This is a genomic window from Zeaxanthinibacter enoshimensis (assembly GCF_004362865.1).
Classification (GTDB): domain Bacteria; phylum Bacteroidota; class Bacteroidia; order Flavobacteriales; family Flavobacteriaceae; genus Zeaxanthinibacter; species Zeaxanthinibacter enoshimensis.
On sequence record NZ_SNYI01000001.1, the window covers coordinates 755,011 to 781,586 of the forward strand.

The window sequence follows — 26,576 nt, forward strand, 5'->3', positions numbered from 1 at the left end:
AAAATAGGAATTAAAATACGGGAAGCGCCGCTGCTGATATTAATCATAGGAGTAAAGCGGCCTGGATTATAATTTGAACCGGTATTCTATTGTCATAAAATTTAAAAATCTGTAAACATGGGAGTAGCCAATGTTAAAGAATTAGAAAAAGGACAAGATCAGTTGTCATACCTGCACAGGTTGCTCGATGACATCAAAGCCCTGGAGGTAATGCTGGAGCAAAAAATGATCGAAAAATCCCCAATCCGGATAGGGGCAGAACAGGAATTCTGCCTTGTCGGTGATCACTGGGAACCCTCTGATAAAGCCCTCGAAATCCTTAAAACCATAGATGATCATCATTTTACATCAGAACTTGCATTATTCAACCTCGAGATCAACCTGGATCCGCTCGAATTAAAAAGCGACTGTTTTTCAAAAATGGCTGAGCAGTTAAAAACCCTTTTGAAAAAAGCGGATAAAGCCGCTGCACAATATGGAGATAAAACCCTGTTGACCGGAATTTTACCGACACTGACCCGGAAGCATATGGATTTACGCTATATGACACCTATTAATCGTTATCTCCTGCTCAATAAAAAAGTCCAGGAAATCAGGAAAGAAGCTATTGAACTACATATTAAAGGAGTGGATGAAATTAATATTCATCATGATTCTATCATGTACGAAGGTTGTAATACCAGCTTCCAGGCACACCTGCAGATAGACCCTGATGATTTTAAAAACTCCTATAACTGGGCCCAGGCCATAGCGGGCCCGGTTCTCGCTATCTGTACCAACTCTCCCCTCCTTATGGGAAAAGAACTTTGGGAGGAAAGCCGGATTGCGCTCTTTACTCAAAGTGTGGATACGAGGACCAGTACATTTTTGCTCAATGAAAGAGAGTCCAGGGTAGGATTTGGCAATGCCTGGTGTACAGGGACTGCAGCAGATTTTTATAAAGAATCTATAGTAAGATTCCGGAGCCTTCTCAATACGGTCACCGATCAGAATACATCTACTTCCCAGGTGGAGGAAGGAAAGGTCCCGCCTTTAAAAGCACTGAATCTCCACAACAGTACCGTCTATAAATGGAACCGCCTATGTTACGGCGTAGCCGATGGAAAAGCGCATCTGAGAATAGAAAATCGTTATATGCCTTCTGGCCCTAGTGTTGATGACGAAATAGCAAATATGATGCTCTGGGTAGGATTGATGAATGGCCGTCCCAAGCACCTGGAATCAATTGATGAAAAAATGGATTTCCGGGACGCGAAGAGTAATTTCTTCAATGCAGCCCGGTACGGAATGGCCAGCCAGTTCTACTGGGAAGGTAAAAGGATCTCCAGTAAGGACCTGTTGTCCGATGTATTACTGCCTATGGCATTCAGGGGACTATACCGCATGAAAGTAAGCCCGATGGATGCAGAAAAATATTTAACCATTATTGAAAAACGAATCCGGACCGTTAGTGGCTCCCGCTGGATGGTGGAAGCGTACAGGAAGCTGCAGAAAAAACACCACATTCCGGATGCTATCCGTCTCCTGACTGCTACCATGTACGAGAGACAGCAAAAAGGGTATACCGTAGACTCCTGGCTTTATCCAAGGGGAGACGAAGCGCTCAAGGGATTTGAAAATCGTACAGTATCCGACCAGATGAAGACTAAAGTTCTGACCGCCCAGGATGCAGACAGTGCAGAACTTGTACTTCGTATCATGGAATGGAACAATATTCACCATGTGCCCATCCTGGATGATAATGAAGACCTGGTCGGAATCCTTTCATCCACCGACTTTGAAACAGCGGGGGAGGGTATCAGGATCGAGGAACAACGGGTAGCTGACCTGATGAGCAAACAGCTGGTCACAGTAACCGAATCTACTCCGCTGGGCGAGGCACGGGACCTGATGGAATCCAATCAGGTGCATAGCCTTCTCGTAGTTCACGGGAAGAAACTGGTAGGAATCCTTTCTTCTAAAGACCTGACATGATAAAAGATCCCGAGGCCCATGTAATGGGACAGTTCCTGGGCTCAGACCAGGGCCCTACCGTGGTATTTATTAGTGGTATACACGGCAACGAGCCGGCCGGGGTCATGGCCCTGGAAGAGGTCTGCCGGGAAATAAGGGAAGCTGAAATAATTCCGAAAGGATCGTTTTATGCCCTGAAGGGCAACCTGCAGGCGCTGAAGCAGGGAAAGCGTTTCATCGATGAGGATCTGAACAGGATCTGGCACAAGGAGCGGATCGAGGGACTCCCCTCGAAAAAGGATTTAAATAATGAAGAGCGGGAAATGCAATCCCTGCTGATGATCATCAATACTATTTTAAAAGAATCTCCTCCTCCTTTTTATTTTATCGATCTGCATTCCACCTCCGGGGATTCCCATCCCTTTATAACCATTAACGATGCGCTGATCAACCGTAATTTTGCACGTCAATTCCAGCTTCCGATCATTTTGGGTATCGAAGAATACCTGGCAGGACCCTTGCTTAATTACCTCAACCTGGAAGGCTGGTTGTCATTGGGCCTGGAAGTCGGGCAACACGATGCTCCGGTTTCTGTAAAGAATGCCATCTCTTTAATTTGGGTGACCCTTGTATTCACCGGCTTGTTAAAGGCCTCAGAGTGCCCGGGTTATGAAGGCCACAGGAGCAGGATCAAGGAAGCCGCAGGGGGATTACACGGGTTCTATGAAATATTTTACCGCGAGCGGATCAGCACTGGTGATCAGTTCAAAATGGTGCCGGGGTACAGGAATTTTGATCCCGTCCCTGCAAGGACACTGGTGGCAGCCCGTAACGGGCAGGAAATAACCACGAAACAAGATGGGATACTATTTATGCCGTTATACCAGGCGCAGGGAGAAGACGGGTATTTCCTGGTAAGGGATATCCCTGCCTGGATCCTCCGCCTCTCGGTCCTGACAAGGAAGATCAGGTCTAAAGGCGTACTTGCAATGCTCCCGGGAATCGAGGTCAGCGAACAGGATCATGAAGACCTGTATGTCACTGCCCGTACATTCAGGTGGCTGGGGAAACCTGTATTCCATTTATTGGGTTACCGCTGTACGGTATTAGAGAACGGCAATTACCGGTTGACCAACCGGGAGTTCAGGGCTAAAAGCCGGGCATACCACGGCACTCCCTGGAGAAATGGGCAGTTTGCATAAATAAAATAAGGGGGCAATTGCCCCCTTTATCTCTAACCTTGTAAATTATGAATTATGGTTTGTTCGCTGTGTCTTCGGCCTGCCACAGGTTATTACTCCTGTCAACATCTGCCATGAGCTGGGAAGGGTCGATAACTATAGCAGCGATCTCGCTCTTAGGTCGATCCAGCTTAAAGCTGTATTCAGGCATTGCCCAGGGCCAGTCTGGCATCACGGTCCAGGACAGGTTGGGATAGGGATTGGATTTCTCCCCACGCATCATCCTGAGCGGAGCGTATCGAATCTCCTGGGTCCCATCATTATAGATAACAAGGATATCCATCGGCATTGGCATCTTACCAATTCTTTCCAGTACTACCTCCGAGGTTTCCCCGGTACTTTCCACGGCTTTTACTCCGTAATCTATAGTATTGGTGGTCTGGGTCCAGTCGGTCAGGTACCAGTCCAGTTGCATTCCTGACACCTTTTCAGCTGTACGTTTTACGTCATTGGGGGTAGGATGCTTAAACTTGAAATCCTGGTAGTATTTACGCAGGGTTTCCATCAGAGCTTCCTGCCCGATGACATAGCCTAACTGGGAGAGGAAAACAGCTCCTTTGCTGTAAGCAGCTATCCCATATGCATAATTCACGTCATAGCGATCTGCATGGGTGCTCTGTGGCTCTTCCAGGCCGGAGTTCACCAGGGCGAAATAACCTTTATAGGAATTTTCAAAGGGGTTGTCCTTCCCCTGATCCATGATGACATTCATACAGAGGCTGGAAATAAAGCTGGTAAAGCCTTCGTCCATCCACTCATGTTTGGCTTCGTTTGTTGCCAGGATGTGCTGGAACCAGGAATGTGCCAGTTCATGTACCATCACCCCTACAAGGCTTTCAAAACTGCGCTCCCCGGTGATCAGGGTACTCATGGCATATTCCATCCCCCCGTCACCACCCTGGATCACAGAGTATTGATCATAGGGATATTCCCCGAGATTCCTGCTGAAGAAAGACATGGCCTGGGCTGTCTTTTCCTGCAGGTTCTTCCAGTTCTCTTTTAAGCCTGGCTCGTCTTCATAAAAGAAATGAAGGGTAGGGCCATTCTCCATTTTCAGGGTGTCATGCACATAATCGGGATCCGCTGCCCACATAAAATCGTGTACCATGGGAGCTTTAAAGTGCCAGGTCAAGGTCTTCTTTCCTTTGTGTTTGGGTTGTTTTACCCCTTCGGCCTGGTAACCGTAACCGATCTCGTCGGCATTCTGGAGGTACCCGCTGCCGCCAACGATATATGATTTATCCAGGGTGATCTTTACATCAAAATCGCCCCACACCCCGTGGAATTCCCTTGCGATGTATGGATCGGCATGCCAGCCTTCAAAATCATATTCGGCCATTTTGGGATACCATTGGCTCATGGAAAGTGAGATTCCTTCTTCATTGTCTCTCCCGGACCGCCTGATCTGCAGGGGTACCTGCCCGGTAAAATCCATTTCAAAAGTTGTGGATTGGCCCGGAGCCAGGGGTTTTGCAAGTTTTACCTCCAAAACGGTTCCCTCAAGGCTGTAGTCGAGTTCGGTCCCGTCCTGTGTGAGGGAAGATGCTTTCAGGTAGCCTATTTCATCAGGTTGCAGCTCCGCGATCCTGCTTTTCCCGTTCTCATTCATCATTCGCCCGTCCGGATCTTTTATACTCTGTAAGCGCATATCCATTTCGCTACCGGGCTGGAAAGCATTAAAATACATATGGTAAAATACCTGGTCCAGGGTGTCGGGAGAATTGTTGGTGTAGACCAGTTTCTGGTTTCCATCATACTTAAACGACTCCACGTCCATGTTAACATCCATGGTGTAATCGACATGTTGTTGCCAGTAGGGGGAATTTTGTGCTGTGGCGGCGGGGATGGCCAGCAGGGCCATGATACCCACCAACAGCTTTTTAGCATTCATTATCATTTGTTATAGTTTTATTTTTCCTTTAGCCACTTTATCGGCCATTATTAAAGCATTATAAGCGTTCACCATCTTCCCTGACCTGGAAATTCCGTCAAATGAAGTGGCTTTCGACTGGTCTCCTGCAACCAGCACGGGAGATTTGGTAGTAAGCCCGGACTGCATGATGATCTGCTTTACTTCGGAAGCCGAGAGCTTTGGATAATAAGACCATACAAGGGCGGCTACGCCGGATACTGCCGGAGCTGCCATCGAGGTTCCTCCCATAAAGTCATACTCATTCCCGGGCAGGGTGGAGTATATCTTTCCTCCTGGCGCAAATACATCAACATTCACCTTTCCGTAATTAGAAAAGGTGGCCACCATATCTGCCCCGTATTTACTTTCAAGGGCCCCAACTGTAATAACGTTGTCCGCTATCTCGGGTGCAGTGCCTTTCTGGTCATTTGGGAAATTCGGGTTTTCAGGTTTATCCAGGTCCAGCCCATCATTCCCGGCAGCATGCACGATAAGAACATCTTTCTCCGCGGCATATTTAATGGCGTCGTACACCCATTCTGCATTTGGGGAGAATGATTTTCCGAAACTGGCATTGATGATCTTGGCGCCGTTATCTACGGCATAGCGGATCCCGAGCGCGATATCTTTGTCGTATTCATCCCCGTTAGGAACAGCCCTGATCGCCATGATCTTTACGTTCTGGGCAACGCCATTTGCTCCCTGTCCATTATTTCGTTCTGCTGCTATGATCCCGGCCACATGGGTTCCATGTGTTTCGTCCTCATCCCTGGGCATCGGGTTCCCGTTACCGTAATCAGTATCTGTAATATCATACGGGTCATCCCCGACAGCAGTCCGCCCGTCAAAATCCAGATTAAAGTGGTAATCAAGTCGTTCCGAGAAATATGCGATCCCGTTCTCCAGTTCTTCAATAACCTCAGGGATACTGTCCTTGAAATTGTACATCTGCAGCAGGACTGCCTTGTGTTGTTGCAATGTCTGCTCTTCCGTTTCTATATTGTAAACGTCCTCCTCGGTATAATCTTCCTTCCCAAGATGTTGGGCCACTGCCTTATCGGCTTCCCTGACCGCCTGGAGGATCTGTTCATACCGACTTTTATTCTGAAGTGATTCCTGTTTTTCCTCGTCCAGTTTGGCCTGGGCAAGAGCACGGGTAGATGCGTCGGCAAGCTTGAGCTTCAGGATACGGGTATATTCCAGTTGCTCGTTGTACGATTCCCCAAGGAAATTGTATCCGTGAACATCATCCACATACCCATTGTTATCATCATCTACACCATTACCTGGTTTTTCATCTGTATTGGTCCATATCACCCCATCCAGGTCTTCGTGGTCCAAATCTACCCCTGAGTCCAGAACAGCAACAACTACCGTTTCACCTTTTTTATTCCCGATGATCTCGTTATATGCTTTATCCACACTCATCCCGGGGATGGTATCCGTGATCAGGTCCAGGTGTCCCCAATTCTCTTTTTCGGCCTGTGTCAGTTCAGCTGTTTTAAGCGGAACATTGTCAATATTTTCAACCGGAGTGCTTACGATGGCTGTACCACCACAACTCATCATCAGGAGCAGTGCAGCCGATAGACTGCTCAGCCTGCTTGCGTATTTAATAGTCTTTGGATTCATATTTGATTTAATGGTTATAAACTCTGTTGTGATTTAATTTTTCGGCTTTGCGGTTCAGCTGCTAAAATTAGTTAAATACTTCATCGAACGTAAAGGTATCCTTTAGTCTGACTCCTTTTTCGGTATGCTGTACCGTACAGATCTCGTTATGGGCGTCGTGTTCCAGCATCAGGTAGTATTCCTCGTCAGCAGCGCGTTTCAGGAAGGCCCGTTTTTCATCCAGGGTAAGTAATGGCCGGGTATCGTAACCCATTACATAAGGCAGCGGAAGATGCCCGACCGTAGGCAGCAGATCAGCCATAAAGACCAATTTCTTGCCTTTGTAATCCAGGTGCGGGATCATTTGCTTATCGGTATGACCATTGACAAAAAGGATATCAAAGCCCAGCTCGGTTTCAGTCTCGTAGGTACCGTAAGGAGGTTTCAGGAATTTGAGCTGACCACTTTCTTCCATCGGCAGTAAGTTCTCTTTCAGGAAAGAAGCTTTCTCCCGGGCATTGGGTTGTGTTGCCCATTTCCAGTGATCCCGGTTTGTCCAGAACGAGGCGTTCTTAAATGCAGGTTCGTAACCTGTCCTGTCCTTGTTCCATTGGATGCTGCCACCACAATGGTCAAAATGAAGGTGGGTCATAAAAACGTCGGTAATATCATCGCGGTGAAAACCGTATTTCCGAAGCGATTTATCCAGGCTGTGATCACCCCATAGGGAATAATAGCCGAAGAATTTGTCCGATTGTTTATCTCCCATTCCATTATCCACGAGGATCAGCCGGTTACCGTCTTCGATAAGGAGACACCGGGCCGCCATATCAATCAGGTTATTCGAGTCTGCAGGGTTGGTCCGGCTCCACAAGGTTTTTGGAACCACGCCGAACATGGCGCCTCCATCCAGCTTAAAATTTCCGGTCTCAATGGGGTATAAGGTCATGTCGTTGAAGTAAACAGCATGCAAAATAAGAAATGCTGAAGGGAAACATGGTCTTACTTTCAAATATTTAACAGATCAGCCAGCATGATGCAGCAGATTCCTCAATTGCCGGGCTCCAAGGATCAGCAGGGCGATACCTAAATTTACATAGGTGCCGGCAATAATATTAATGGGAGCTCCTAGTGGCCAGTGAATATCGATTTCCACATCTTGGTATTCACCCCGGTCCGGGATTCTTTGATCCGTTGCTCTTTGGAAGTGGTTTTCTCCCCAATCTGTAGCAATTCCAACCGGGCTTTGAAGAAGTGAGCCAGCCGGATAATTTCCAGTATGTTTACCTCGTGGGTCGGCATAAAGGCAAATCCTGACAACATACGATTAAAAAATAATGGATTGCATGGAAAAGCGTCCGTATTGCGGGCAATTTAACGCGTAATTGCCTAACCGATTTGGGCAGAGATAGCATTACCTTTGGGAATCAAATAAAAACAGTAATTTTCACAAAAAAGATCTTATGGTAGAATTAGCGGGAATTATTATCCTCGGAATCCTTGCCCAATGGGTGGCCTGGCGACTGAAACTGCCGGCTATCCTGCCTCTTATCCTCATCGGGCTTCTCGTGGGGCCTATCGCAACTTTATTTACAGAAAACGGGCAGAAGCTCATAGAGCCGATCTGGAATGGCTCCATTGGCCTTTTCCCTGGTGACGGTCTTTATTATTTTGTTTCTCTCGCTATCAGTATCATTCTATTTGAAGGAGGACTGACCCTCAGAAGATCAGAAGTTGCCAATATCGGACCCGTGATCACCAAGCTGATCACGGTAGGAACCCTGACTACCTTTATCGCGGCAGGAATTGCTGCCCACCTGATCTTTGGACTGAGCTGGCAGATATCCTTCCTTTTTTCATCCCTGATCATTGTAACCGGGCCTACGGTTATCACCCCCATCCTCCGGAATATCCCCCTGAAGAAAGATCTCTCTGCGGTCCTGAAATGGGAGGGGATACTTATAGATCCTATTGGCGCGCTGGTAGCGGTACTGGTATATGAGTTTATCAGTGTTGGTGACGGGGAAGCCTATACTATGAAAGGTCTGATCGATTTCGCAAAGATCCTGCTCTTTGGGTTTACGTTTGGTTTTACTTTCGCCCATGCCCTTGCTTTTGTGATCAAGAAAAATCTTATCCCTCATTACCTTCTCAATGTTGTAGCATTATCCACGGTACTGGGAGTTTTTGTGATGTCAGATCAATTTGCACATGAATCCGGACTACTCGCGGTAGTGATTATGGGAATGGTCCTTGGGAATACCAACCTCCCTAACCTGAAAGAGTTATTGTATTTTAAAGAATCGCTCAGTGTACTGCTGATCTCCATTCTCTTTATTTTACTTGCCGCCAACATCAATATGGAGGACCTGTACTTGATCTATACCTGGAAAACGGCCTTGCTCTTCGCGATCATTGTTTTCCTGATCAGGCCGGTGGGGGTGTTCTTAAGTGCTTACGGATCCCACCTGAAGTTCAAGGAGCAACTTTTTGTTGGCTGGGTTGGTCCAAGGGGTATTGTAGCTGCCGGGATCGCTTCTTTATTCGGGTCTAAATTACTTGCCAAAGGCGAAGCCGGTGCTGAGTATATCACCCCGCTAGTTTTTATGATCGTTTTGGGAACTGTATTGCTCAACGCCACTACGGCCCGTATGTTCGCCCGTCTAGTAGGGGTATTCCTTGAAAAATCAGAAGGCATACTGATTATAGGTGCATCCAAGACCTCCCGCCTGATCGCGGAATACCTGCACAAGAACAGTCGGCACGTGGTATTAATTGACAATAACGAGATCAATATAGAAAAGGCTAAAAAGATTGGCCTGGAAGCTATAAAGGCTAATATTTATTCGGACACCCTCACCGATAACATAGAACTGAACGACATGGGTTACCTTATGGCGTTGACCGGGAACTCGGAAATCAACGATTACGCCATCGATAAGTTCAGGGACCAGTTCGGGGAGAACGGCGCCTTCCGTTTGGTGAACGCAGATGAAATGAAAGACCCCGAGAATAACCCGAGGGAAGGGCTGTTCTCACATACGGATGACTTTATTAAACTGATGGAGACCACCAGGAAGTTCCCTTACATCCACGAGATCGATATCAATGACCAGGAACACTACGAAGGCCTGATAGAGATGACTAAAGCCGATGATGATATTATCCCAATCTTCCTGAAATTCCCTAATGGGGAGCTCAATATCATTCCCTCTTACAGCAAGGAATTCACGGATATTACAGAAGGGTATAAACTGGTTTACCTGGGGAAGAAACTGCAGATAGAAAAAAGTACCCAGACCAAGGAAAAAGAAAAGACCGCGAACTGATAAGCAGTACCCGGTCTTTTAAATTTTGATTAAAGGTATCAGTCGTTGAGTTTTAGGACGGCCATAAAGGCTTGCTGTGGAATTTCTACATTCCCTACCTGTCTCATTCGTTTTTTACCTTTTTTCTGCTTTTCTAGAAGTTTCCTCTTACGCGAGATATCTCCCCCGTAACATTTAGCGGTAACATCTTTCCTCAGGGCTTTGATGGTTTCCCTGGAGATGATCTTGGCGCCGATGGCGGCCTGGATCGGGATATCAAACTGCTGCCTCGGGATCAGTTCTTTCAGTTTCTCACACATCCGCTTTCCTATATCGTACGCATTGTCAAAATGCACCAGGGCAGAAAGGGCATCAACAGGCTGAGCATTCAATAAGATATCAACCCTGACCAGTTTGGACGTACGCATCCCGATCGGCGTATAGTCAAAGGAAGCATAACCTTTAGAAACGGTTTTAAGTCTGTCGTAGAAATCAAATACGATCTCTGCCAGTGGCATGTCAAAAGTCAGTTCTACCCGATCTGTGGTCAGGTAGGTCTGGTTGGTGATCTGGCCACGTTTATCGATACAAAGCGACATTACGTTTCCAACGAAATCTGCCTTGGTAATAATGGTCGCTTTGATATAGGGCTCCTCTACACGCGAAACAGTGGAGGGGTCCGGAAGGTCAGAGGGATTGTTAACGATGATCGCCTCGTCCGGGTCCTTGGTACTGTAAGCGTAATAACTTACGTTGGGTACGGTGGTGATGACGGTCATATCGAACTCCCTTTCCAGGCGTTCCTGTACGATCTCCATATGCAGCATCCCCAGGAATCCACAACGAAAACCGAAACCAAGGGCAGCACTACTTTCCGGGGTAAATACCAGGGAGGCATCGTTTAGCTGAAGTTTTTCCATGGAAGACCTCAACTCCTCGAAATCCTCAGTATCTACCGGATAGATCCCCGCGAATACCATGGGTTTTACGTCCTCGAATCCCTCGATAGGGTTCCTGGTCGGGTTGGTGGCATCGGTAATGGTATCACCAACTTTTACTTCCCGGGCATCTTTGATCCCCGTGATCAGGTAACCCACATCCCCGGCTTTGATCGATGGCTTTGGCACCTGTGTAAGTTTCAGGGTTCCCACCTCGTCGGCATCATATTTTTTATCCGTAGCGACAAACTTGATCTTTTGACCTTTTTTTATCTCCCCGTTAATTACCCGGAAGTAGGTCTCTACTCCCCTGAAGGGGTTATAAACTGAGTCGAATACAAGGGCCTGTAATGGCTCATCCACCGTTCCGCTCGGGGCGGGGACCCTTTCAATTATAGCGGCCAGGATCTCTTCAATTCCCAGGCCTGTTTTAGCACTGGCCGGGATCACATCTTCCGGGGCACACCCTAAAAGGTCTACGATATCGTCTGTAACTTCCTCCGGGTTTGCACTCGGGAGGTCTACTTTATTCAGTACCGGGATGATCTCCAAATCGTTCTCAAGGGCCAGGTAGAGGTTTGATATGGTTTGCGCCTGTATACTCTGGGCCGCATCTACTACCAGTAAAGCGCCTTCACAGGCCGCGATAGATCGCGATACTTCGTAAGAAAAGTCTACGTGACCGGGGGTATCGATAAGGTTAAGGATATATTTTTCTCCTTTATATACGTATTCCATCTGGATCGCGTGGCTTTTGATGGTGATGCCGCGTTCGCGTTCCAGGTCCATATTATCCAGGAGTTGTGCTTTCTTCTCTCGCTCAGTCACAGAACCGGTAAAGTCGAGCAGCCGGTCGGCCAACGTACTCTTACCGTGGTCAATATGAGCGATAATACAGAAATTACGAATGTTCTTCATAGCAATTCCAACTTTTACGAGGTTGGTTTTCAGGAATGGCAAATATAATTCATTTCCGCTCAAGGCATTCACTTCTGGCCTCAAAATCATGGGGTCTAAGCAGGCTGATCATCGATTGTAGGAAATAATCTTAGTGTTATACCTGATAATTTTTATAGATTTGACCTACATCCCTGAATCTGTGATGCGAACAACCATTTTGTTGCTTGTGCTGCTCCCCCTTGGACTCCTGGCCCAGACCTACGAAGTAACTGGAACCGTTAAGGACGGTCAAGGAGCCGCAGTGGCATTTGCAAATGTTTTTATACTTAAAGCCAGCGATTCCTCTATCGTCCAGGGCACTTCTGCCCGTGAAGACGGGCGCTTTGTGCTCACTAATGTCCTGCCCGACCTTTACCTCTTAAAAGCGAGTTATTTCGGAAGCGGATCAAAAATGCGTGCCCTGGATATCAGCAGGGATGTGAATATCGGCACGATTATCCTGGATAATAATGGCTCCGACCTGGACGAGGTTATAGTTACGGCCAGGCAGCCTACGTTAGAACAGAAAGCAGACAGATTGGTCTTCCACGTTGAGAACACCATCGTTTCACAAGGGAACACCTGGGACCTGATCCGGAACACCCCGGGAGTGGTGAACGTACAGGGAAGCCTGCAGATCCGGGGACAGGAAGCGACAGTATACCTGAATGACCGGAAGATACAGTTATCCCCCACCGAAGTGCAGGACCTGCTCGAAGGTCTTTCCGGAAGCAGTATCGCTTCAGTTGAATTGATCCAAAATCCGCCTGCCCGATACGATTCGGAAGGGGGGCCTATCCTTAATATCGTGACCAGCAGGGCGGTTACTCCCGGCTACAAGGGAAGCCTGCAAGGGTCTTTTACCCAGGGAGTTTTCCCTAAATACCAGGTGGGAAGCAGTCATTATTTTAAAAATGATAAACTGAACCTGTTTACCAATTACAGCATCAGCCCACGAAAGGAATTTGACGATGTACCCAGTACCATCAATTTCATCAATACTTCGGATGATATTTTTGCCCGATGGGAATCCCAGCTGGACCGCGTCACCGATAAACTGACCCATAATGCCAATCTGACTGCCGATTACGATTTTGATAAGCGGAACAGCATCAACCTGACCAGTAACTTTTCTTACACCCCGGAAGACCGGGTCAATAACCGCCTGGTCATGGAAGCACTGGATGCCTCGCAAAACCTGGACTCGACCCTGGTTACAACCAGCCTGATAGATAATCAAACCCTGAACCTGGCTACCGATCTTACCTACGAACACCGTTTTGACAAGGCCGGTCGCGTAGTAAAGGTAAATGGACATTTTACCCGTTATGATGATACCCAGGACCAGGATGGATCCACGGACTATTTTGATCCCAGCGGGATGTTCACAAGGAATTTCACTTTCCAGACCGATGCAGGGCAGGATATAAAGATCTATACCGGGCAGCTGGATTATTTTGACCTACTGGGAGAGGTGAATTTTGAGGCCGGGTTCAAACAATCTGTCATCCGTTCCTCGAGCAGGATCGATTACCTGGCTGTGAATGGATCCCAAAGCAACTTCCCGGATGCTTCAACGGACAACTACGAATACAGTGAAGATATTTCGGCCGGATACGTCAGTTTCCTTAGGAACTGGGAAAAATGGTCGGTCAAAGCCGGTCTTCGCGCAGAGCAGACCAGGGCCGAAGGAAATTCTATCACCCTGAGCGAAACCATCATCCAGGATTATTTTGAACTATTTCCCTCATTCTACCTGATGCGGAACCTCGGGGAGGAGAACAGTATGTCATTTAATTACAGCAGGAAATTGCGCAGGCCTAACTACCGTGACCTGAATCCATTCCGGTATTATTTTAACGAGTACGATTTTGCCTCGGGGAATCCCAACCTCAGGCCTTCATTCAGCCATAACTTTAACCTGAACCTCTCGTTGAAGAATACCTACTTTATAGACCTCTATTACCGGGACAACGGGAAATATGTCATGGACCTGAGTTTCCAGGACAACCAGAGGCAGATCCTGCGGCAGGAACGGCAGAACGGCCTCGGGAGTATCTCTTACGGGCTAGATCTGATCGTCAATGAATCGATCACTAATGCCTGGTACCTGTTCGCCTACGGCTCCCTGTTCGTAGAAGAGGAAAAGTTTTTAGGTGTAGAAAGTGGCAATGTACCCATCACCAACCGCGTGGAAGGGGTTTTCCTGCAGGTAGGCAATTTCTTCACGCTCAGTGGAGACGGGACCTTTACGGGGGAAGCATCATTTACCTATCTCTCAAGCTTCCTGACAGGCTCTTACATCCAGGATGCCACAGCCACGTTAAACCTGGGGGTGAAAAAAACATTCTGGGATAACCGTGCCAGTGTTTCGGTCGCATTCGAAGATATCCTGAACAGGTCTAATGCTTTGCGTACCACCCGCTACCTCAACCAGTTTAATTCCTACACCAAGAACGAGGAAACTCAGATTTTACGGGTTGGTTTTACCTATAACTTCGGTAATTTCAGGTTGACGGATAACCAGCGGGATGTCAATAAAACGGAGAGGGACCGCCTGTAAACCAAGGAAATATCTTTCCAGTTCCGTCTTATTTCTTAATTTTGCATCCCAAATTATACTGCATATGCCCAAGATCGGTAATATAGAATTGCCAGAATTCCCGCTTTTACTCGCACCCATGGAGGATGTGAGTGATCCTCCCTTTCGTGCTTTATGTAAGGAACAGGGAGCAGATGTGGTATATACAGAATTCATTTCTTCGGAAGGGCTGATCCGTGACGCAGCTAAAAGCGTCATGAAATTGGACATCTACGAAAAAGAAAGGCCGGTAGGGATACAGATCTTTGGTGCCAACCTGGATTCCATGCTGAAATCGGTGGAGATCGTAGAGGCCTCTAACCCGGATATAATCGATATTAACTTTGGATGCCCGGTAAAGAAGGTTGTCAGTAAAGGAGCCGGGGCAGGTATCCTTAAAGATATAGACCTGATGGTCTCCCTTACGAAGGCCATGGTAGAGCACACCAGGCTGCCGGTCACCGTGAAGACCAGGCTCGGATGGGACCAGGAATCAATCAAAATCGTGGAGGTTGCCGAGCGACTGCAGGATGTAGGCTGCGCCGCCATCTCTATCCACGGGCGGACGAGGGTTCAGATGTATAAGGGAGAAGCAGACTGGAATCCTATAGCCGAGGTGAAAAACAACCCCAGGATGCATATCCCTGTCTTTGGTAACGGCGATGTAGACAGTCCGGAGGCAGCCAAGCGGATGCGTGATGAATACGGGCTGGACGGTGCGATGATCGGGCGGGCAAGTATAGGGTATCCGTGGTTTTTTAACGAGGTAAAACACTACCTGGCTACCGGCACCCATATGGATCCTCCTACAATGGAACAAAGGGTTGACGCCGCAAGAAGGCATTTGCAGATGGCGATCGACTGGAAAGGGGAAAAGCTGGGAGTATTTGAGACCCGTCGCCACTACACTAATTATTTTAAAGGGATACCGAATTTCAAGGAACTACGGATGAAAATGGTAACCAGTGATGATGCAGCTGATGTATTCGAAGCCTTTGACCAGGCGCTGGAACAGTTTTCAGACTACGAATTTGCCCGGGTATAATTAAGCTTGTAATAACTTTTTATTTACCCTGCTGCTGGCGATCTGCGATGCGATGATGCCAAGGAGTACGATAGTTCCCAGTACGATCAGGATATTGATGGGCAGGAATTCGACCGGATAGGCCAGGGAGGGAGTGATGCGCAACCAACCGAAAGCGATCTGCGAGCCGATAAGCAGGGCTCCGAGCCCCACCCCGAATAATCCGCCTAAGCTGGTAACAATAATCCCCTGTATAAAATATACCCTCCGTAACTCTCTAATTGTTGCCCCCAGGCTGTATAAGGTACGTGTATTCTGCTGTTTGTCGAGGATCATCATGATGATAGCCCCCACCACGTTAAATAATGCGATTATCAGGACTAAGGTAAAGATGAGGTAAGTGGCAAGGTTCTCTGTATTCAGCATCCGGTGAAGGGTGCTGTTAAGTGCACGGCGGTCTTTCAGCAACACCTCCGGCCCCAGGATATCTGCAATCTGGGCCTCAAGAGTGTTGGTGTCAGCACCCGGGACAAGTTTAAAATTCACCCCGGAAACCTCGTCTTGTGATTTTTCAAGCAAGGTCCGGACCATATCCAGGTCGGTAAATACATATTTTTTGTCCAGGTTTTCTTCTATGGCGTAGATCCCGGTAAGGACGAGGGATATTTCTTTATAGGGTTTAGCATTGAGAGATTGCTGCGAAAGGGAACCTTTACCGGGCTTGGGAGCCAGAGCAACAAGTGGAGTCTGGTAATTGTTGATAGACAGCCCGAGGAGGTTGGCGATGCCGATGCCAGCAACGGCCTGCTGTCCCTGAATATTCCAGGAACCCAGGTAGAGTGTGCTGTCTATGCCAGTCGCCTTGCTGTAGTATTCATCAACGCCCTTGATATATGCAACGTGACTCTTCTGCCGGTGGTTTAGGTATACCCTTTCCTCTATTTCTTTAGAATAGGCTGCAAGTCCGTTGAGATCGCCGAGCTTTTCTTCCTGTGCCTGGCTGACCGAAAAGAATTTACCACTTACCGGCAGGGCTTTAAGATCGGGGTCGAAGGTATTGCTGAAAGACAGGCTGAAACTTTTTAAGCCTGCAAAACCCGAGAGGACGATGAAAAGGGCCGCAGAACCGATCACGATCACCAGGAAGGTGATGAGGTTTATGATATTCACCGCATTCTGGCTGCTTTTAGATCGCACGTACCGCTTAGCGATGTAGAATGGGAAATTCAATTATCAGGACTTTTTACGTCTTGGTAACAGGTCAGGATTTTCTATGGGGTTATCCCCTTTCTTCAGGGATTTCTCGATACGGTCTATGTATTCCAGGGAATCATCCAGGAAAAAGAGCAATTCCGGGGTACGCCTGAGCTGGTGGCGTGTACGCTGTGCCAGTTCGTGTTTAACGGGGGCGGGATTCTCTTTAAGTTCTTCCATGATCTTCCCTGCTTTTTCGGTTGGGAAGATACTGACGTAAACCTTTGCAATAGAAAGGTCTGAAGTCACCGCAACTTTGGAGACAGATATGATCGTTCCTTTGAGTCCGGCATCCATTGCAGTACGCTGTAGGATATCGGCCAGGTCTTTCTGTAATACCCCTGCTATTTTTTTCTGTCGCTGTGTTTCCATGGGGCAAAAATACGCACATTATGTGTAATTTAGCAGCAAAGGAAGCGATAGTGAACAAAATTGAACATATCGGGATAGCGGTAAAGGACCTGGAGGCATCGAACAGCCTGTTCGAGAAACTGTTCGGACAGCCACATTACAAGACAGAATCGGTGGCCTCTGAAGGGGTGACCACTTCGTTTTTCCAGGTTGGACCTAATAAGATCGAGTTGTTGGAGGCTAGTAACGAAGACAGCCCGATCGCTAAATTCCTGGAGAAGAAAGGGGAGGGGATACACCACATCGCTTTTGCTGTAGAAGATATCGAGGCAGAAATAACCCGGTTAAAGGAGGAGGGATTTACATTGATCCATGAGAAACCTAAGAAGGGGGCAGACAATAAACTGGTTGCTTTTTTACACCCGAAGAGCAGTAACGGGGTATTGGTAGAGCTCTGCCAGGAGATTGCGGGCTGATAGCGTTCTTATTTCTTTGCAGGCTAATAAAATAAGTGCTAATATTGCAGTCCGAAATTCGAAAGGTTTCGGTAAATTTAATCAAGGGTCCTGTCGATCAGGCAGTTCACACTGATTAAATTGAAAATTACATCTAACCGGTCCTATAGCTCAGTTGGTTAGAGCACCTGACTCATAATCAGGTGGTCCCTGGTTCGAGCCCAGGTGGGACCACATCACTCGCAAAACCCACGCCTATAGGTGTGGGTTTTTGCTTTCCGGACCGGCAGCCAAGTTCTCTTGTGCTGGCGGGGAGAGAAAGCAAAATAGCTTTGCCTTGGCAAAGCCGGGTTTTGCATTTGCAGGAACGGGCCTTCTCTGGTCGCCTGCGCCAGCAGGCAACCCAGGGATGCGGTGATGCAGGGATGCGGTGACACGGTGATGCGGGCATTGGTATACAGCAAGCTGCAAGCTGCATACTGTGAACCAATTGCGAACCGCAAATTCACCTGCCTCTGGCAGGCCTTAAATTTCGAACCTCGAACCTCGAACCTCAAACCTCAAACCTCAAATTTATCTGCCGAAGGCAGGCCTCGAACACCAAACTCCCCCCAAAATAGTATCTTAGGAATAACTAAACAGATCAAAAAATGCCCGAAAGCAAGAGATCCAGTTCCTGGATAGACATTTTGATGGAGCTTGTGGAGGTATTCTTTAAAAGCTCCCGCCGAAGTACTAAAGGAAGAACTTGGCACCAGCATGTGGTGCCTTACAAGGATGCCTGGGCCGTCAGGCGCGAAGGGAACAAACGGATCACTTCTAAGCACCGGCGGCAGGATACCGCCATCAGGAAAGCAAAACAACTGGCCAGGAAATACAAAGCCGATGTGATCATCCACAGGGAAGATGGTACCATACGAGATCGTATCAGTTATGATTGATATAGATGCTCGTGAGCTCCAATAAGTTATCGAGACGTTTTGATTATTTCCTGCCCAGTATTTTCTTTACCCCTTTAACGACCAGCAGCACCAGTATCCCGGCAACCAATCCTACACCAAACTCCACGATAATCCCTGGCACGGATGGAAATAAATGGTGCAGAAAAGACAGATTATGCACAAAAATTCCTCCTGATACCAGCAGTAGAGCGATGGTCCCGATTACCGTCAGGGATTTGATCACTACAGGCAGCGCAATGACGAAAAAGCGACCGATTTTATCTGAAATAGTATTGCTTTCCCCGTTGAGTCGGATCAGGCTGGCGCCGAACTCATCCATTCGGACGATAAGGGCCACCAGGCCATATACCCCCACGGTGGCCAGCAAGGCAATAAAAGTGACCACCAGGATCTGGTTGAGAAGGGGTTCTTCAATTACGGTACCCAGGGCTATGATCACAATTTCGATAGAGAGGATAAAATCGGTGAGGATGGCCGACTTTATCTTTGTTTTTTCCAGTTCTAGAATATCCTCCTTGTCAAGGTCTTTCACCTCCTCAAGTTCAGGTTTGTGCGAATGTGGGAAGAAGAACTCGTAGATCTTTTCAGCACCTTCATAAGCGAGGTAAAATCCTCCGAGCAACAGGATCACAGTTATGGCTACCGGGGCAAACGCACTTAATAAAAAAGTGACCGGGAGAATGATCAGTTTATTGACCAAAGATCCTTTGGTGATAGCCCAGATCACCGGAAGTTCCCTCTTGGAAACAAAACCCGAGGCTTTTTCCGCGTTAACGGCCAGGTCATCACCTAAAATTCCGGCCGTCTTTTTGGTCGCGATCTTCCCCATGGTAGCGACATCGTCCAACAGCGTGGCCACATCATCCAGAACAGCAAAAAATCCAGAAGCCATTTTTATAGTTTAGGATTAAATATATTCCAGGATTTCCACATAGCTAAATCCTGAAGCAAAAGGATCAATATATTATTGAATGCCTTCAAAATGAGGAGCAAAGAGTATAAAAGGCAATTGAATTTTATGGCTTTGCCGAGTACTGATTATAGTGGCATGGAAATCCCCTTCATCGTCAGAAGGGTTGCCGACCAGACGATCAAGGAAGAAAAAAAGATACCGATGGCGTTGGCCCAGAAAGCCTTTTTCTTATCCATCTTAAAGAGATAGGTCGCTATGCTCCCGGCATAAACCCCGGTGCCCGGAACAGGTAACATGACGAACAACATCAATCCAAGGAAACCGAACCGCTGTACATTTTTACCCGACCCTTTCTTTGCCCTACGGGCTACGAAGATGGCAGACCTCTTATAAGACCGCCAACGGGTGAAATAGCGATTGATCTTTTCCAGGAAGAACATCATCATCGGGAAAACCAAAAGATTGGCCAGGAAACAAAAGAGAAAGACCACATATTTGTTCACCCCGTTCAGTAAACCATAGGGGATACCCACCTTGGCCTCCCCGAAAGGTGACAAGCTCCATAAAATGGCTATGAGCAGGTCTATGAGCATCACAATACTTTAGGCCGCGAAAGTATTGAGGATTTGAAGTTTCTCCATCACCTAAACTCCTAAAAATTCATTAAAAATGCCGGAAACACAGGTAGCAGGCTTATTTTATGTCGGTTAGCCACTATAATTTTAAGCCCGTTCTTCTAGGGGGGAGCTTTTGTTGTGAGGCCTGGCTCAGCCGAAATTCTTTACTTTAGAAATAATGAATCGAATTAAAGCCACAGAAATAATATGACAAAACTAGACCTTCCTTTTATCCGTTCCCATTTTCCCGCGTTCAGCGAACCCAGCCTCGATGGCTGGGCCTTTTTCGAAAATGCCGGGGGGTCCTATCCCTGCAGGCAGGTAATTGATAAACTCAGCGAATTTTACAGCAGGAACAAATTGCAACCATATTACCCCTATCCTGCTTCCGAAAGGGCAGGAAAGCTGATGGATATCTCCTACGAAAGGATGGCCAGGTACCTGAATGTCGAGGCTTCAGAAATCCATTTCGGACCTTCCACCACCCAGAATATCTATGTGCTGGCTAACGCAATGAGGCCTATGTGGAATGAGGGCGACGAGATCATTGTTTCCTGCCAGGACCACGAGGCGAATGCAGGGGCCTGGCGAAGACTGGCATACCGCGGGATGAAGGTGATCGAATGGCATGTGAACAAAGTCAACGGGCAACTCAGTACGGAGGAGCTTAAAGAGCTCTTTACAAAGCGTACTAAAATGGTAGCCTTCCCGCATTGTTCTAACGTGATCGGCCACCTTAATCCCGTAAAAGAGATCAGTCGGTTGGCTCACGATCATGGGGCACTGTCTGTGGTAGACGGAGTGGGTTGGGCACCGCATGGGTTACCTGACCTGAAAGACCTGGAGGCAGATATCTACCTATTTTCGCTTTACAAGACCTATGGGCCGCACCTGGGGCTGATGTATGTACAAAAAGACCTGATTCTTAAAATGGAAAACCAGGCACACTTCTTCAAAGAGGGGGTTACGAGGAATATGCTGGTCCCTGCCGGGCCTGACCATGCACAGGTAGCAGGCGCAAGCGGCATCCTGGACTACCTGGACGCGGTCTATGAACACCATTTTGATAAAGAGGCCAATCCTGCAGAAAGAAACCGTGCCCTGAACCAATTGTTCCGGGAACACGAAAAAGCTCTGATGAAACCATTATTTGATTTCCTCGGGTCGCGAAATGATGTCCGAATCATCGGTCCGGGCCTCTCGGAACAGCGGGCGCCTATTGTTGCGATCATGCCGCTCCGGAAAACTATTGCCGAGGTTTATGATGCCCTGGTCAAACATAAGCTGATGCTTGGGAAAGGACATTTTTATGCCGTTCGCCCCCTGATGGATATGGATATCCCGACAGACCCGGGCATGATCCGTATCTCCTTTGTCCATTATACCAGCAGGGAAGATATTGAACAGTTGATAGAGGGGCTCAAAGCTGCCCTTTAAAGGGAAGGTATTATTCCATATCTTTTAGGCTAAAAGCAATTAATGGATCAGAAACTATACTCCAGGTCTCACATCCTGGATACACTTAATACAACAGATCAATGGGATGTGATCGTGATCGGGGGTGGTGCAACCGGGCTTGGCGTAGCGATGGACAGTATCAGCCGCGGTTATAAAACCCTGCTCTTAGAGCAGGTAGATTACGCCAAGGGTACATCGAGCAGGAGCACCAAACTGGTCCACGGGGGCGTTCGCTATCTTGCACAGGGAAATATAGACCTTGTAAAAGAAGCACTTTACGAACGAGGGCTGCTGGCTAAGAATGCGCCCCACCTGGTCAAGAACCAGGATTTCGTGATCCCCAACTACCGCTGGTGGGAAGGGTTCTACTATACCATAGGACTAAAGGTCTACGATTTCCTGGCGGGGAAACTGAGTCTTGGGAAATCCAGCCACATCAGTAAAGAAAAGACCATAGACCGGCTGCCCACATTAAAACAGGACGGACTTTACGGAGGCGTGCTCTATAAGGACGGACAGTTTGATGACTCCAGGCTTGCTGTAAATATTGCCCAGACCTGCCTCGAGATGGGGGCTACCCTTCTCAATCATTTTAAGGTAGTGGATCTATTACAGAATGCTAAGGGTACCATCATCGGCGTTGCTGCCTCAGATACAGAAACAGGGCAGACCTATAATTTTAAAAGTGACCTCGTGATCAATGCAACCGGGGTATTTACGGACGACATCCTGAAAATGGAAGATCCGGATGCAAAGAAGACTGTAGTGCCCAGCCAGGGCGTGCACCTGGTCTTTGATAAATCATACCTCCCGGGAGACGATGCGATCATGATTCCTAAGACCACGGATGGAAGGGTACTCTTTGCTGTCCCATGGCACGATAAGGTACTCGTGGGCACCACGGATACAAACCTGGAGGAGCACAGCCTGGAGCCCCGGGCGCAGAAAGAGGAGATCGAATTTATCCTGAAAACCTTTAATAACTACCTGAGTAGACCGGTTGCCCGCGAGGATGTCCGCAGCATATTCGCCGGCCTTCGCCCTTTGGCCGCGCCTAAAGATGAATCGGAAAAGACCAAGGAAATCTCAAGAAGTCACAAGGTGATCGTTTCTGAAACCGGTTTGGTGACCATTACAGGGGGAAAATGGACCACCTTCAGAAGAATGGCTCAGGATACGATCAATAAGGCCATTGCAATCGGGAAATTACCGAAGCGGCCCTGCAAAACAAAAAATTTGCCTATCCACGGTGCAATGCCGATCACGAACCGGGATAACCATATGTATATATATGGAACAGACAAGGAAGGCATCGCCGCTATGATCTCAGCCGATAATACCCTGGGAGAAAAATTACATCCGCGCCTCCCTTTTGTGAAGGCTGAGGTAATATGGGCGGCTCGCTATGAAATGGCCCGTACTGTAGAAGATGTTTTAGCCCGCCGGGTTCGTGCGCTATTCCTGGATGCAGATGCTGCGATCCGTATGGCCCCGGAGGTAGCAAGGCTTCTGGCAAACGAATTAGGGAAATCAGATGCCTGGCAAAAGGAACAGTCAGAATCCTTTACCGCTATGGCAAAATATTATTGCATCAAGTATAACTAAAACCACAAAACACCACGCCCTATGGAGCAGTATATCTTATCCCTGGACCAGGGTACAACCAGTTCCCGTGCGATCGTCTTTGATAAAAAAGGCAGTATCGTCTCAATAGCTCAGAAAGAATTCAAACAGTATTTCCCTAAATCGGGTTGGGTAGAACACGATCCGGAGGAGATCTGGTCCACCCAGGCCGGGGTTGCAGCCGAGGCTACCGTGAAACACGGGTTGAATGGCAAGAATATTGCCGCCATAGGGATCACTAACCAACGGGAAACCGTGGTCGTATGGGACAGGAATACAAGCAAACCCGTATATAATGCTATCGTCTGGCAGGATAAAAGAACTGCGGATTATTGTGAAAGCCTGAAAGAGGAAGGCAAGGGAAAAATGATAAGGGAAAAGACCGGGCTGGTGATCGATTCCTATTTCTCAGCGTCCAAAGTAAAATGGATCCTCGATAACGTGGAGGGCGCCAGGGAACGGGCAGAAGCCGGGGACCTGGTCCTGGGAACCATCGACACCTGGATCATCTGGAAATTCACCAAAGGGGAGCTCCATGTGACTGATGTTACTAATGCATGCCGGACACAATTGTTCAACATTAATACGATGGACTGGGATGATGATCTGCTGCAACTGTTCGACATTCCTGAAAGCATGCTGCCACAGGTAAAGGACAGCAGTGAGGTTTACGGAAATTCGAAAACGACGGTGTTTGCCTCCAAAATTCCTATCGCAGGGATAGCAGGGGACCAGATGGCAGCCCTTTTCGGGCAGATGTGTACCAAAAAAGGGATGGTAAAGAATACTTATGGCACCGGCTGTTTTATGCTGATGAATATTGGGGATAAACCGATCATTTCTGAACATAACCTGCTTACTACAGTGGCCTGGCGTATTAAAGGGAAAACAGTCTACGCCCTGGAAGGCAGCATCTTTATTGGGGGCGCCGTAGTACAATGGTTGCGGGATGGCCTCGGGATCATAAAAAGATCCAGGGATGTGGAGCCCCTGGGGGAATCGGTCGACTCTACAGAGGGAGTATACTTTATCCCTGCTTTTGCCGGGCTTGGGGCTCCCTACTGGAACCAGAAGGCCAAGGGAGTTATCTTCGGGATGACAAGGGGAACTACGGATGCTCATATCGCCAGGGCTTCTATTGAATCGATCGCTTACCAGACAATGGACATCCTGACATCCATGCAGGCCGATTCCGGGCTGCAGATCAAAGAACTCCGGGTAGATGGCGGAGCCTCTGTAAATGATACCCTGATGCAGTTCCAGGCCGACATCCTGGACTCGGTTACTATCAGGCCCAAGATCACTGAAACCACAGCCCTGGGCGCGGCTTACCTGGCAGGTCTGGCCGTGGGCTTTTGGGAGAGCGAAGAACAGATCGGGGAAATGTGGCAGGAAGAAAAACGCTTTGAACCGGAAGAGGATCGGAGCAAGGTAACTGAGGGAATCAAAGGATGGTACCGCGCTATTAAAGCTTTGGAATACTGGACGACCCTCTGAAGATAAGCTCAGAATCCTGGATCACTTATTTGATCCGGCCAGACCGGTGTTCTAGAATTGACACACCCATTAACGGCTGGGTGACGAAGGTCCAGATCCCTTGAAGGAATTGGTATTTATGCCTGTACTGGACCCCGTAGAATTCGATCAGGTCGTATTCCTGGGGAACATATTCAAAATCGAATACCTGCCTGGTATTGAGTTCTTCCGCAATATCTTCCCGGTTCGGTGGCGCATTATAGGGAGCCATGGTTTGACCGACCGTGAGGAAGATTTCATTCTCAGGATATTTCCGGCTCAGCATCCAGTATGGCTTATCCTTATCGGGCATCCCGTTACAACTGCAGAGTCTGAAACCCTGGGTGATCTTGCACATATCTCGGTGGTTTAGGCAGATGAATATAGCAGATTCTCCACATTAAGTTACTTGACGCGAGTGATGAAACCTCAGTTTTTAATATCAAGGCTGCTTAATTTACGGGTATCGACCAGCTTATTAAATTTTTTCAACAACATCCGGAGCTTGGGATCGATGTAGGTCTTGCAAAAAGGTTTTTCGGGGTCTTTGTAGTAGTACTGCCGGAATTCCTCGGTGTTTTCCTTAAAGGATGAATAAGACATCACCCTGGTAATCACGGGCTTCCCAAATTCATGTGACAGATCAAGTAGTAATGCCTCGGCCTCCTGCCGCTGAGGTCCTGTATAAGTGTATACCGCAGACCGGTATTTCCTCCTGAGAAAGTGTTCCGAAGTACAGCTGTGGGTTCGCAGGTGTATTTCTAACAGGGCATCCAGGGTAATGATGCCCGGGTTAAAATGTACGATCACCGCCTCCGCATAGTCCGTGGCTTCCCTTGCCGAGATCCAGCCCTGCTCTACCCGGCTCACACCTTTCAGGCTTTGGAAAACTGCTTCTGTGCACCAATGACATCCCCCCCCCAGGCCGATTTGAATCATAGTCCGCTCCTCATTTGTCATTTAAGTTATGGAATGGATCTGGAATAAAAAAGGCAGGAATTACCCGCCTTTTCGATCGAAATATATGAATGAATTATTCCGGAGAAAGCTGGAAATCAGTTACCGTTTTATTGGCAGCCACGATTTCAACTTCAGGGTTTTCAGAATTCATAAATCCTTCCTTGGTTACCACTACAGTGTAGACCCCTGCAGGTAATCCCATTATTGCATAACCTCCATCGCTCCCGGATGCTGTGGCTGTAATTTCGGTATCCCCGTCGTAAACCGTTACAGAAGCACCATCCACGGCTATCTCAGTATCCGCATCAGGAGTTGTTATCTTCCCTTGCAGGGTTCCGGCTGTGGAAAGGTTGCTGGCCCTGATGACAGGTTTAAAATTGAAACCATTATAATCGGGATAATTGCCTTTGGGGACAAAAGAGCGACTGACGTCAAAATCGAGAAGAAGGTCGTTGCTGAGTCCGCCGACAACCTCCAGGGCAGGGTCAATAAACACCTTGATCCCGGTCTGTTCGCCACTTGGAACATCCAGCTCATAGGTTTCTCCCTCCGTCATCACTACATTAACGCCTTTTACATATACCCGAATAAGATCATAACTACCGACGGGAATGTCAGTATCGACAAGGGTTTCGGTCACCCCGTTTGTCAGTTCCAGTAAATTGATTTCGATTTCATCTTCCATTAAAGTCAAAAACCCGGTCTCATCTCCTGAGTCTTTCTGACGGGCTTCAACCTTGAAAATGGTGACATTGGCCTCGGAGACCAATTCGTGGGGGAAGGGAGCATCTGTCAACTTTATGGATAACCGCCCAAAATCGGATTCCTGTGCACTTTCAGAGCAACTGCTGAAGAGGGTGAACAGGGTTAGGATAATTACGGATACTGTCAAAATAGATTTTCGCATAAGATCAGGGTTTAAAGTTCTATAAAGTTATACGCGACAACTCACTTAAAAGTT

At 47.8% G+C, this 26,576-nt stretch carries 22 protein-coding genes and 1 tRNA gene; 11 read left to right on the forward strand and 12 right to left on the reverse strand.

Annotated elements, in window-relative coordinates:
• Positions 1–117 precede the first annotated feature (117 nt).
• Both CLV82_RS03270 and CLV82_RS03275 read left to right on the forward strand, forming a co-directional pair.
• Positions 118–1,974 carry a CBS domain-containing protein gene (locus CLV82_RS03270; protein WP_133642859.1) on the forward strand — a complete coding sequence of 619 codons (1,857 nt, stop codon included), beginning with the start codon at positions 118–120 and terminating at the stop codon, positions 1,972–1,974.
• A complete protein-coding gene (locus CLV82_RS03275; protein ID WP_133642860.1) occupies positions 1,971–3,155 on the forward strand; it encodes a succinylglutamate desuccinylase/aspartoacylase family protein in 1,185 nt (394 codons plus the stop codon). The genes CLV82_RS03270 and CLV82_RS03275 overlap by 4 nt, the downstream gene beginning before the upstream one ends.
• 52 nt (positions 3,156–3,207) lie before the next feature.
• Here CLV82_RS03275 and CLV82_RS03280 read toward each other — a convergent pair whose 3' ends face one another.
• The 4 genes from CLV82_RS03280 to CLV82_RS03295 all read right to left on the reverse strand — a co-directional run bounded on the left by CLV82_RS03280 (position 3,208) and on the right by CLV82_RS03295 (position 8,040).
• Positions 3,208–5,085, reverse strand: a complete 1,878-nt coding sequence (locus CLV82_RS03280) for a M1 family metallopeptidase (RefSeq protein WP_133642861.1) — start codon at positions 5,083–5,085, stop codon at positions 3,208–3,210.
• A gap of 9 nt (positions 5,086–5,094) precedes the next feature.
• Entirely contained in the window at positions 5,095–6,738 is a 1,644-nt protein-coding gene (locus CLV82_RS03285; protein WP_133642862.1) for a S8 family peptidase, read from the reverse strand.
• Between the two features lie 67 nt (positions 6,739–6,805).
• Positions 6,806–7,666: an MBL fold metallo-hydrolase gene (locus CLV82_RS03290; RefSeq protein ID WP_133642863.1), complete on the reverse strand. Its 861-nt coding sequence runs from the start codon at positions 7,664–7,666 to the stop codon at positions 6,806–6,808.
• A 179-nt stretch (positions 7,667–7,845) separates the two neighbouring features.
• Positions 7,846–8,040, reverse strand: a complete 195-nt coding sequence (locus CLV82_RS03295; protein WP_133642864.1) for a hypothetical protein — start codon at positions 8,038–8,040, stop codon at positions 7,846–7,848.
• A gap of 140 nt (positions 8,041–8,180) precedes the next feature.
• Between CLV82_RS03295 and CLV82_RS03300 the strand changes: the two genes are divergently transcribed.
• Entirely contained in the window at positions 8,181–10,046 is a 1,866-nt protein-coding gene (locus tag CLV82_RS03300; protein WP_133642865.1) for a cation:proton antiporter, read from the forward strand.
• A gap of 38 nt (positions 10,047–10,084) precedes the next feature.
• Here the strand turns inward: CLV82_RS03300 and lepA are convergent, their stop codons facing one another.
• Positions 10,085–11,881, reverse strand: a complete 1,797-nt coding sequence (gene lepA / locus CLV82_RS03305; protein ID WP_133643449.1) for a translation elongation factor 4 — start codon at positions 11,879–11,881, stop codon at positions 10,085–10,087.
• A gap of 184 nt (positions 11,882–12,065) precedes the next feature.
• On the opposite strand from lepA, the gene CLV82_RS03310 reads away from it, so the two are divergent.
• Positions 12,066–14,465 (forward strand): outer membrane beta-barrel family protein, encoded by a 2,400-nt coding sequence (locus CLV82_RS03310; protein ID WP_133642866.1) that lies wholly within the window; start codon positions 12,066–12,068, stop codon positions 14,463–14,465.
• 64 nt (positions 14,466–14,529) lie between these two features.
• Positions 14,530–15,528 carry a tRNA dihydrouridine synthase DusB gene (gene dusB / locus CLV82_RS03315; protein WP_133642867.1) on the forward strand — a complete coding sequence of 333 codons (999 nt, stop codon included), beginning with the start codon at positions 14,530–14,532 and terminating at the stop codon, positions 15,526–15,528.
• Here dusB and CLV82_RS03320 read toward each other — a convergent pair whose 3' ends face one another.
• Together CLV82_RS03320 and rbfA are read right to left on the reverse strand one after the other, a co-directional pair.
• Positions 15,529–16,737, reverse strand: coding sequence for an ABC transporter permease (locus CLV82_RS03320; RefSeq protein WP_133642868.1), 1,209 nt, complete (start codon positions 16,735–16,737; stop codon positions 15,529–15,531).
• 3 nt (positions 16,738–16,740) lie between these two features.
• Positions 16,741–17,133 (reverse strand): 30S ribosome-binding factor RbfA, encoded by a 393-nt coding sequence (rbfA, locus tag CLV82_RS03325; protein ID WP_133642869.1) that lies wholly within the window; start codon positions 17,131–17,133, stop codon positions 16,741–16,743.
• A gap of 50 nt (positions 17,134–17,183) precedes the next feature.
• Here rbfA and mce point away from each other — a divergent pair, with 50 nt between their 5' ends.
• From mce to CLV82_RS03340, 3 genes are all read left to right on the forward strand, one after another.
• On the forward strand, positions 17,184–17,588 hold the full coding sequence (gene mce, locus CLV82_RS03330; protein WP_133643450.1) for a methylmalonyl-CoA epimerase: 405 nt from the start codon (positions 17,184–17,186) through the stop codon (positions 17,586–17,588).
• Between the two features lie 139 nt (positions 17,589–17,727).
• A tRNA-Ile gene (locus CLV82_RS03335) sits at positions 17,728–17,801 on the forward strand.
• A gap of 416 nt (positions 17,802–18,217) precedes the next feature.
• Positions 18,218–18,508 (forward strand): DUF2188 domain-containing protein, encoded by a 291-nt coding sequence (locus CLV82_RS03340; RefSeq protein ID WP_133642870.1) that lies wholly within the window; start codon positions 18,218–18,220, stop codon positions 18,506–18,508.
• 43 nt (positions 18,509–18,551) lie between these two features.
• Here CLV82_RS03340 and CLV82_RS03345 read toward each other — a convergent pair whose 3' ends face one another.
• Both CLV82_RS03345 and CLV82_RS03350 read right to left on the reverse strand, forming a co-directional pair.
• The gene (locus CLV82_RS03345; protein ID WP_133642871.1) at positions 18,552–19,421 is read right to left on the reverse strand and encodes a DUF808 domain-containing protein; all 870 of its coding nucleotides are present in this window, start codon (positions 19,419–19,421) and stop codon (positions 18,552–18,554) included.
• A 146-nt stretch (positions 19,422–19,567) separates the two neighbouring features.
• Positions 19,568–20,035, reverse strand: coding sequence for a COG2426 family protein (locus CLV82_RS03350; protein ID WP_133642872.1), 468 nt, complete (start codon positions 20,033–20,035; stop codon positions 19,568–19,570).
• Positions 20,036–20,266: 231 nt separating this feature from the next.
• On the opposite strand from CLV82_RS03350, the gene CLV82_RS03355 reads away from it, so the two are divergent.
• Genes CLV82_RS03355 through glpK form a run of 3 tightly spaced genes read left to right on the forward strand, consistent with a single transcriptional unit; the run spans position 20,267 to position 24,637 of the window.
• Entirely contained in the window at positions 20,267–21,496 is a 1,230-nt protein-coding gene (locus CLV82_RS03355; protein ID WP_133642873.1) for an aminotransferase class V-fold PLP-dependent enzyme, read from the forward strand.
• A gap of 42 nt (positions 21,497–21,538) precedes the next feature.
• Entirely contained in the window at positions 21,539–23,122 is a 1,584-nt protein-coding gene (locus tag CLV82_RS03360) for a glycerol-3-phosphate dehydrogenase/oxidase (RefSeq protein ID WP_133642874.1), read from the forward strand.
• Positions 23,123–23,143: 21 nt separating this feature from the next.
• Positions 23,144–24,637, forward strand: coding sequence for a glycerol kinase GlpK (glpK, locus tag CLV82_RS03365; protein WP_133642875.1), 1,494 nt, complete (start codon positions 23,144–23,146; stop codon positions 24,635–24,637).
• Positions 24,638–24,662: 25 nt separating this feature from the next.
• Here the strand turns inward: glpK and CLV82_RS03370 are convergent, their stop codons facing one another.
• The 3 genes from CLV82_RS03370 to CLV82_RS03380 form a co-directional block, all read right to left on the reverse strand.
• Positions 24,663–25,013, reverse strand: a complete 351-nt coding sequence (locus tag CLV82_RS03370; RefSeq protein ID WP_133642876.1) for a hypothetical protein — start codon at positions 25,011–25,013, stop codon at positions 24,663–24,665.
• Between the two features lie 71 nt (positions 25,014–25,084).
• Positions 25,085–25,594, reverse strand: a complete 510-nt coding sequence (locus tag CLV82_RS03375) for a peptide-methionine (S)-S-oxide reductase (protein ID WP_208107963.1) — start codon at positions 25,592–25,594, stop codon at positions 25,085–25,087.
• 94 nt (positions 25,595–25,688) lie between these two features.
• On the reverse strand, positions 25,689–26,522 hold the full coding sequence (locus CLV82_RS03380; RefSeq protein WP_133642878.1) for a DUF4382 domain-containing protein: 834 nt from the start codon (positions 26,520–26,522) through the stop codon (positions 25,689–25,691).
• Positions 26,523–26,576 lie beyond the last annotated feature (54 nt).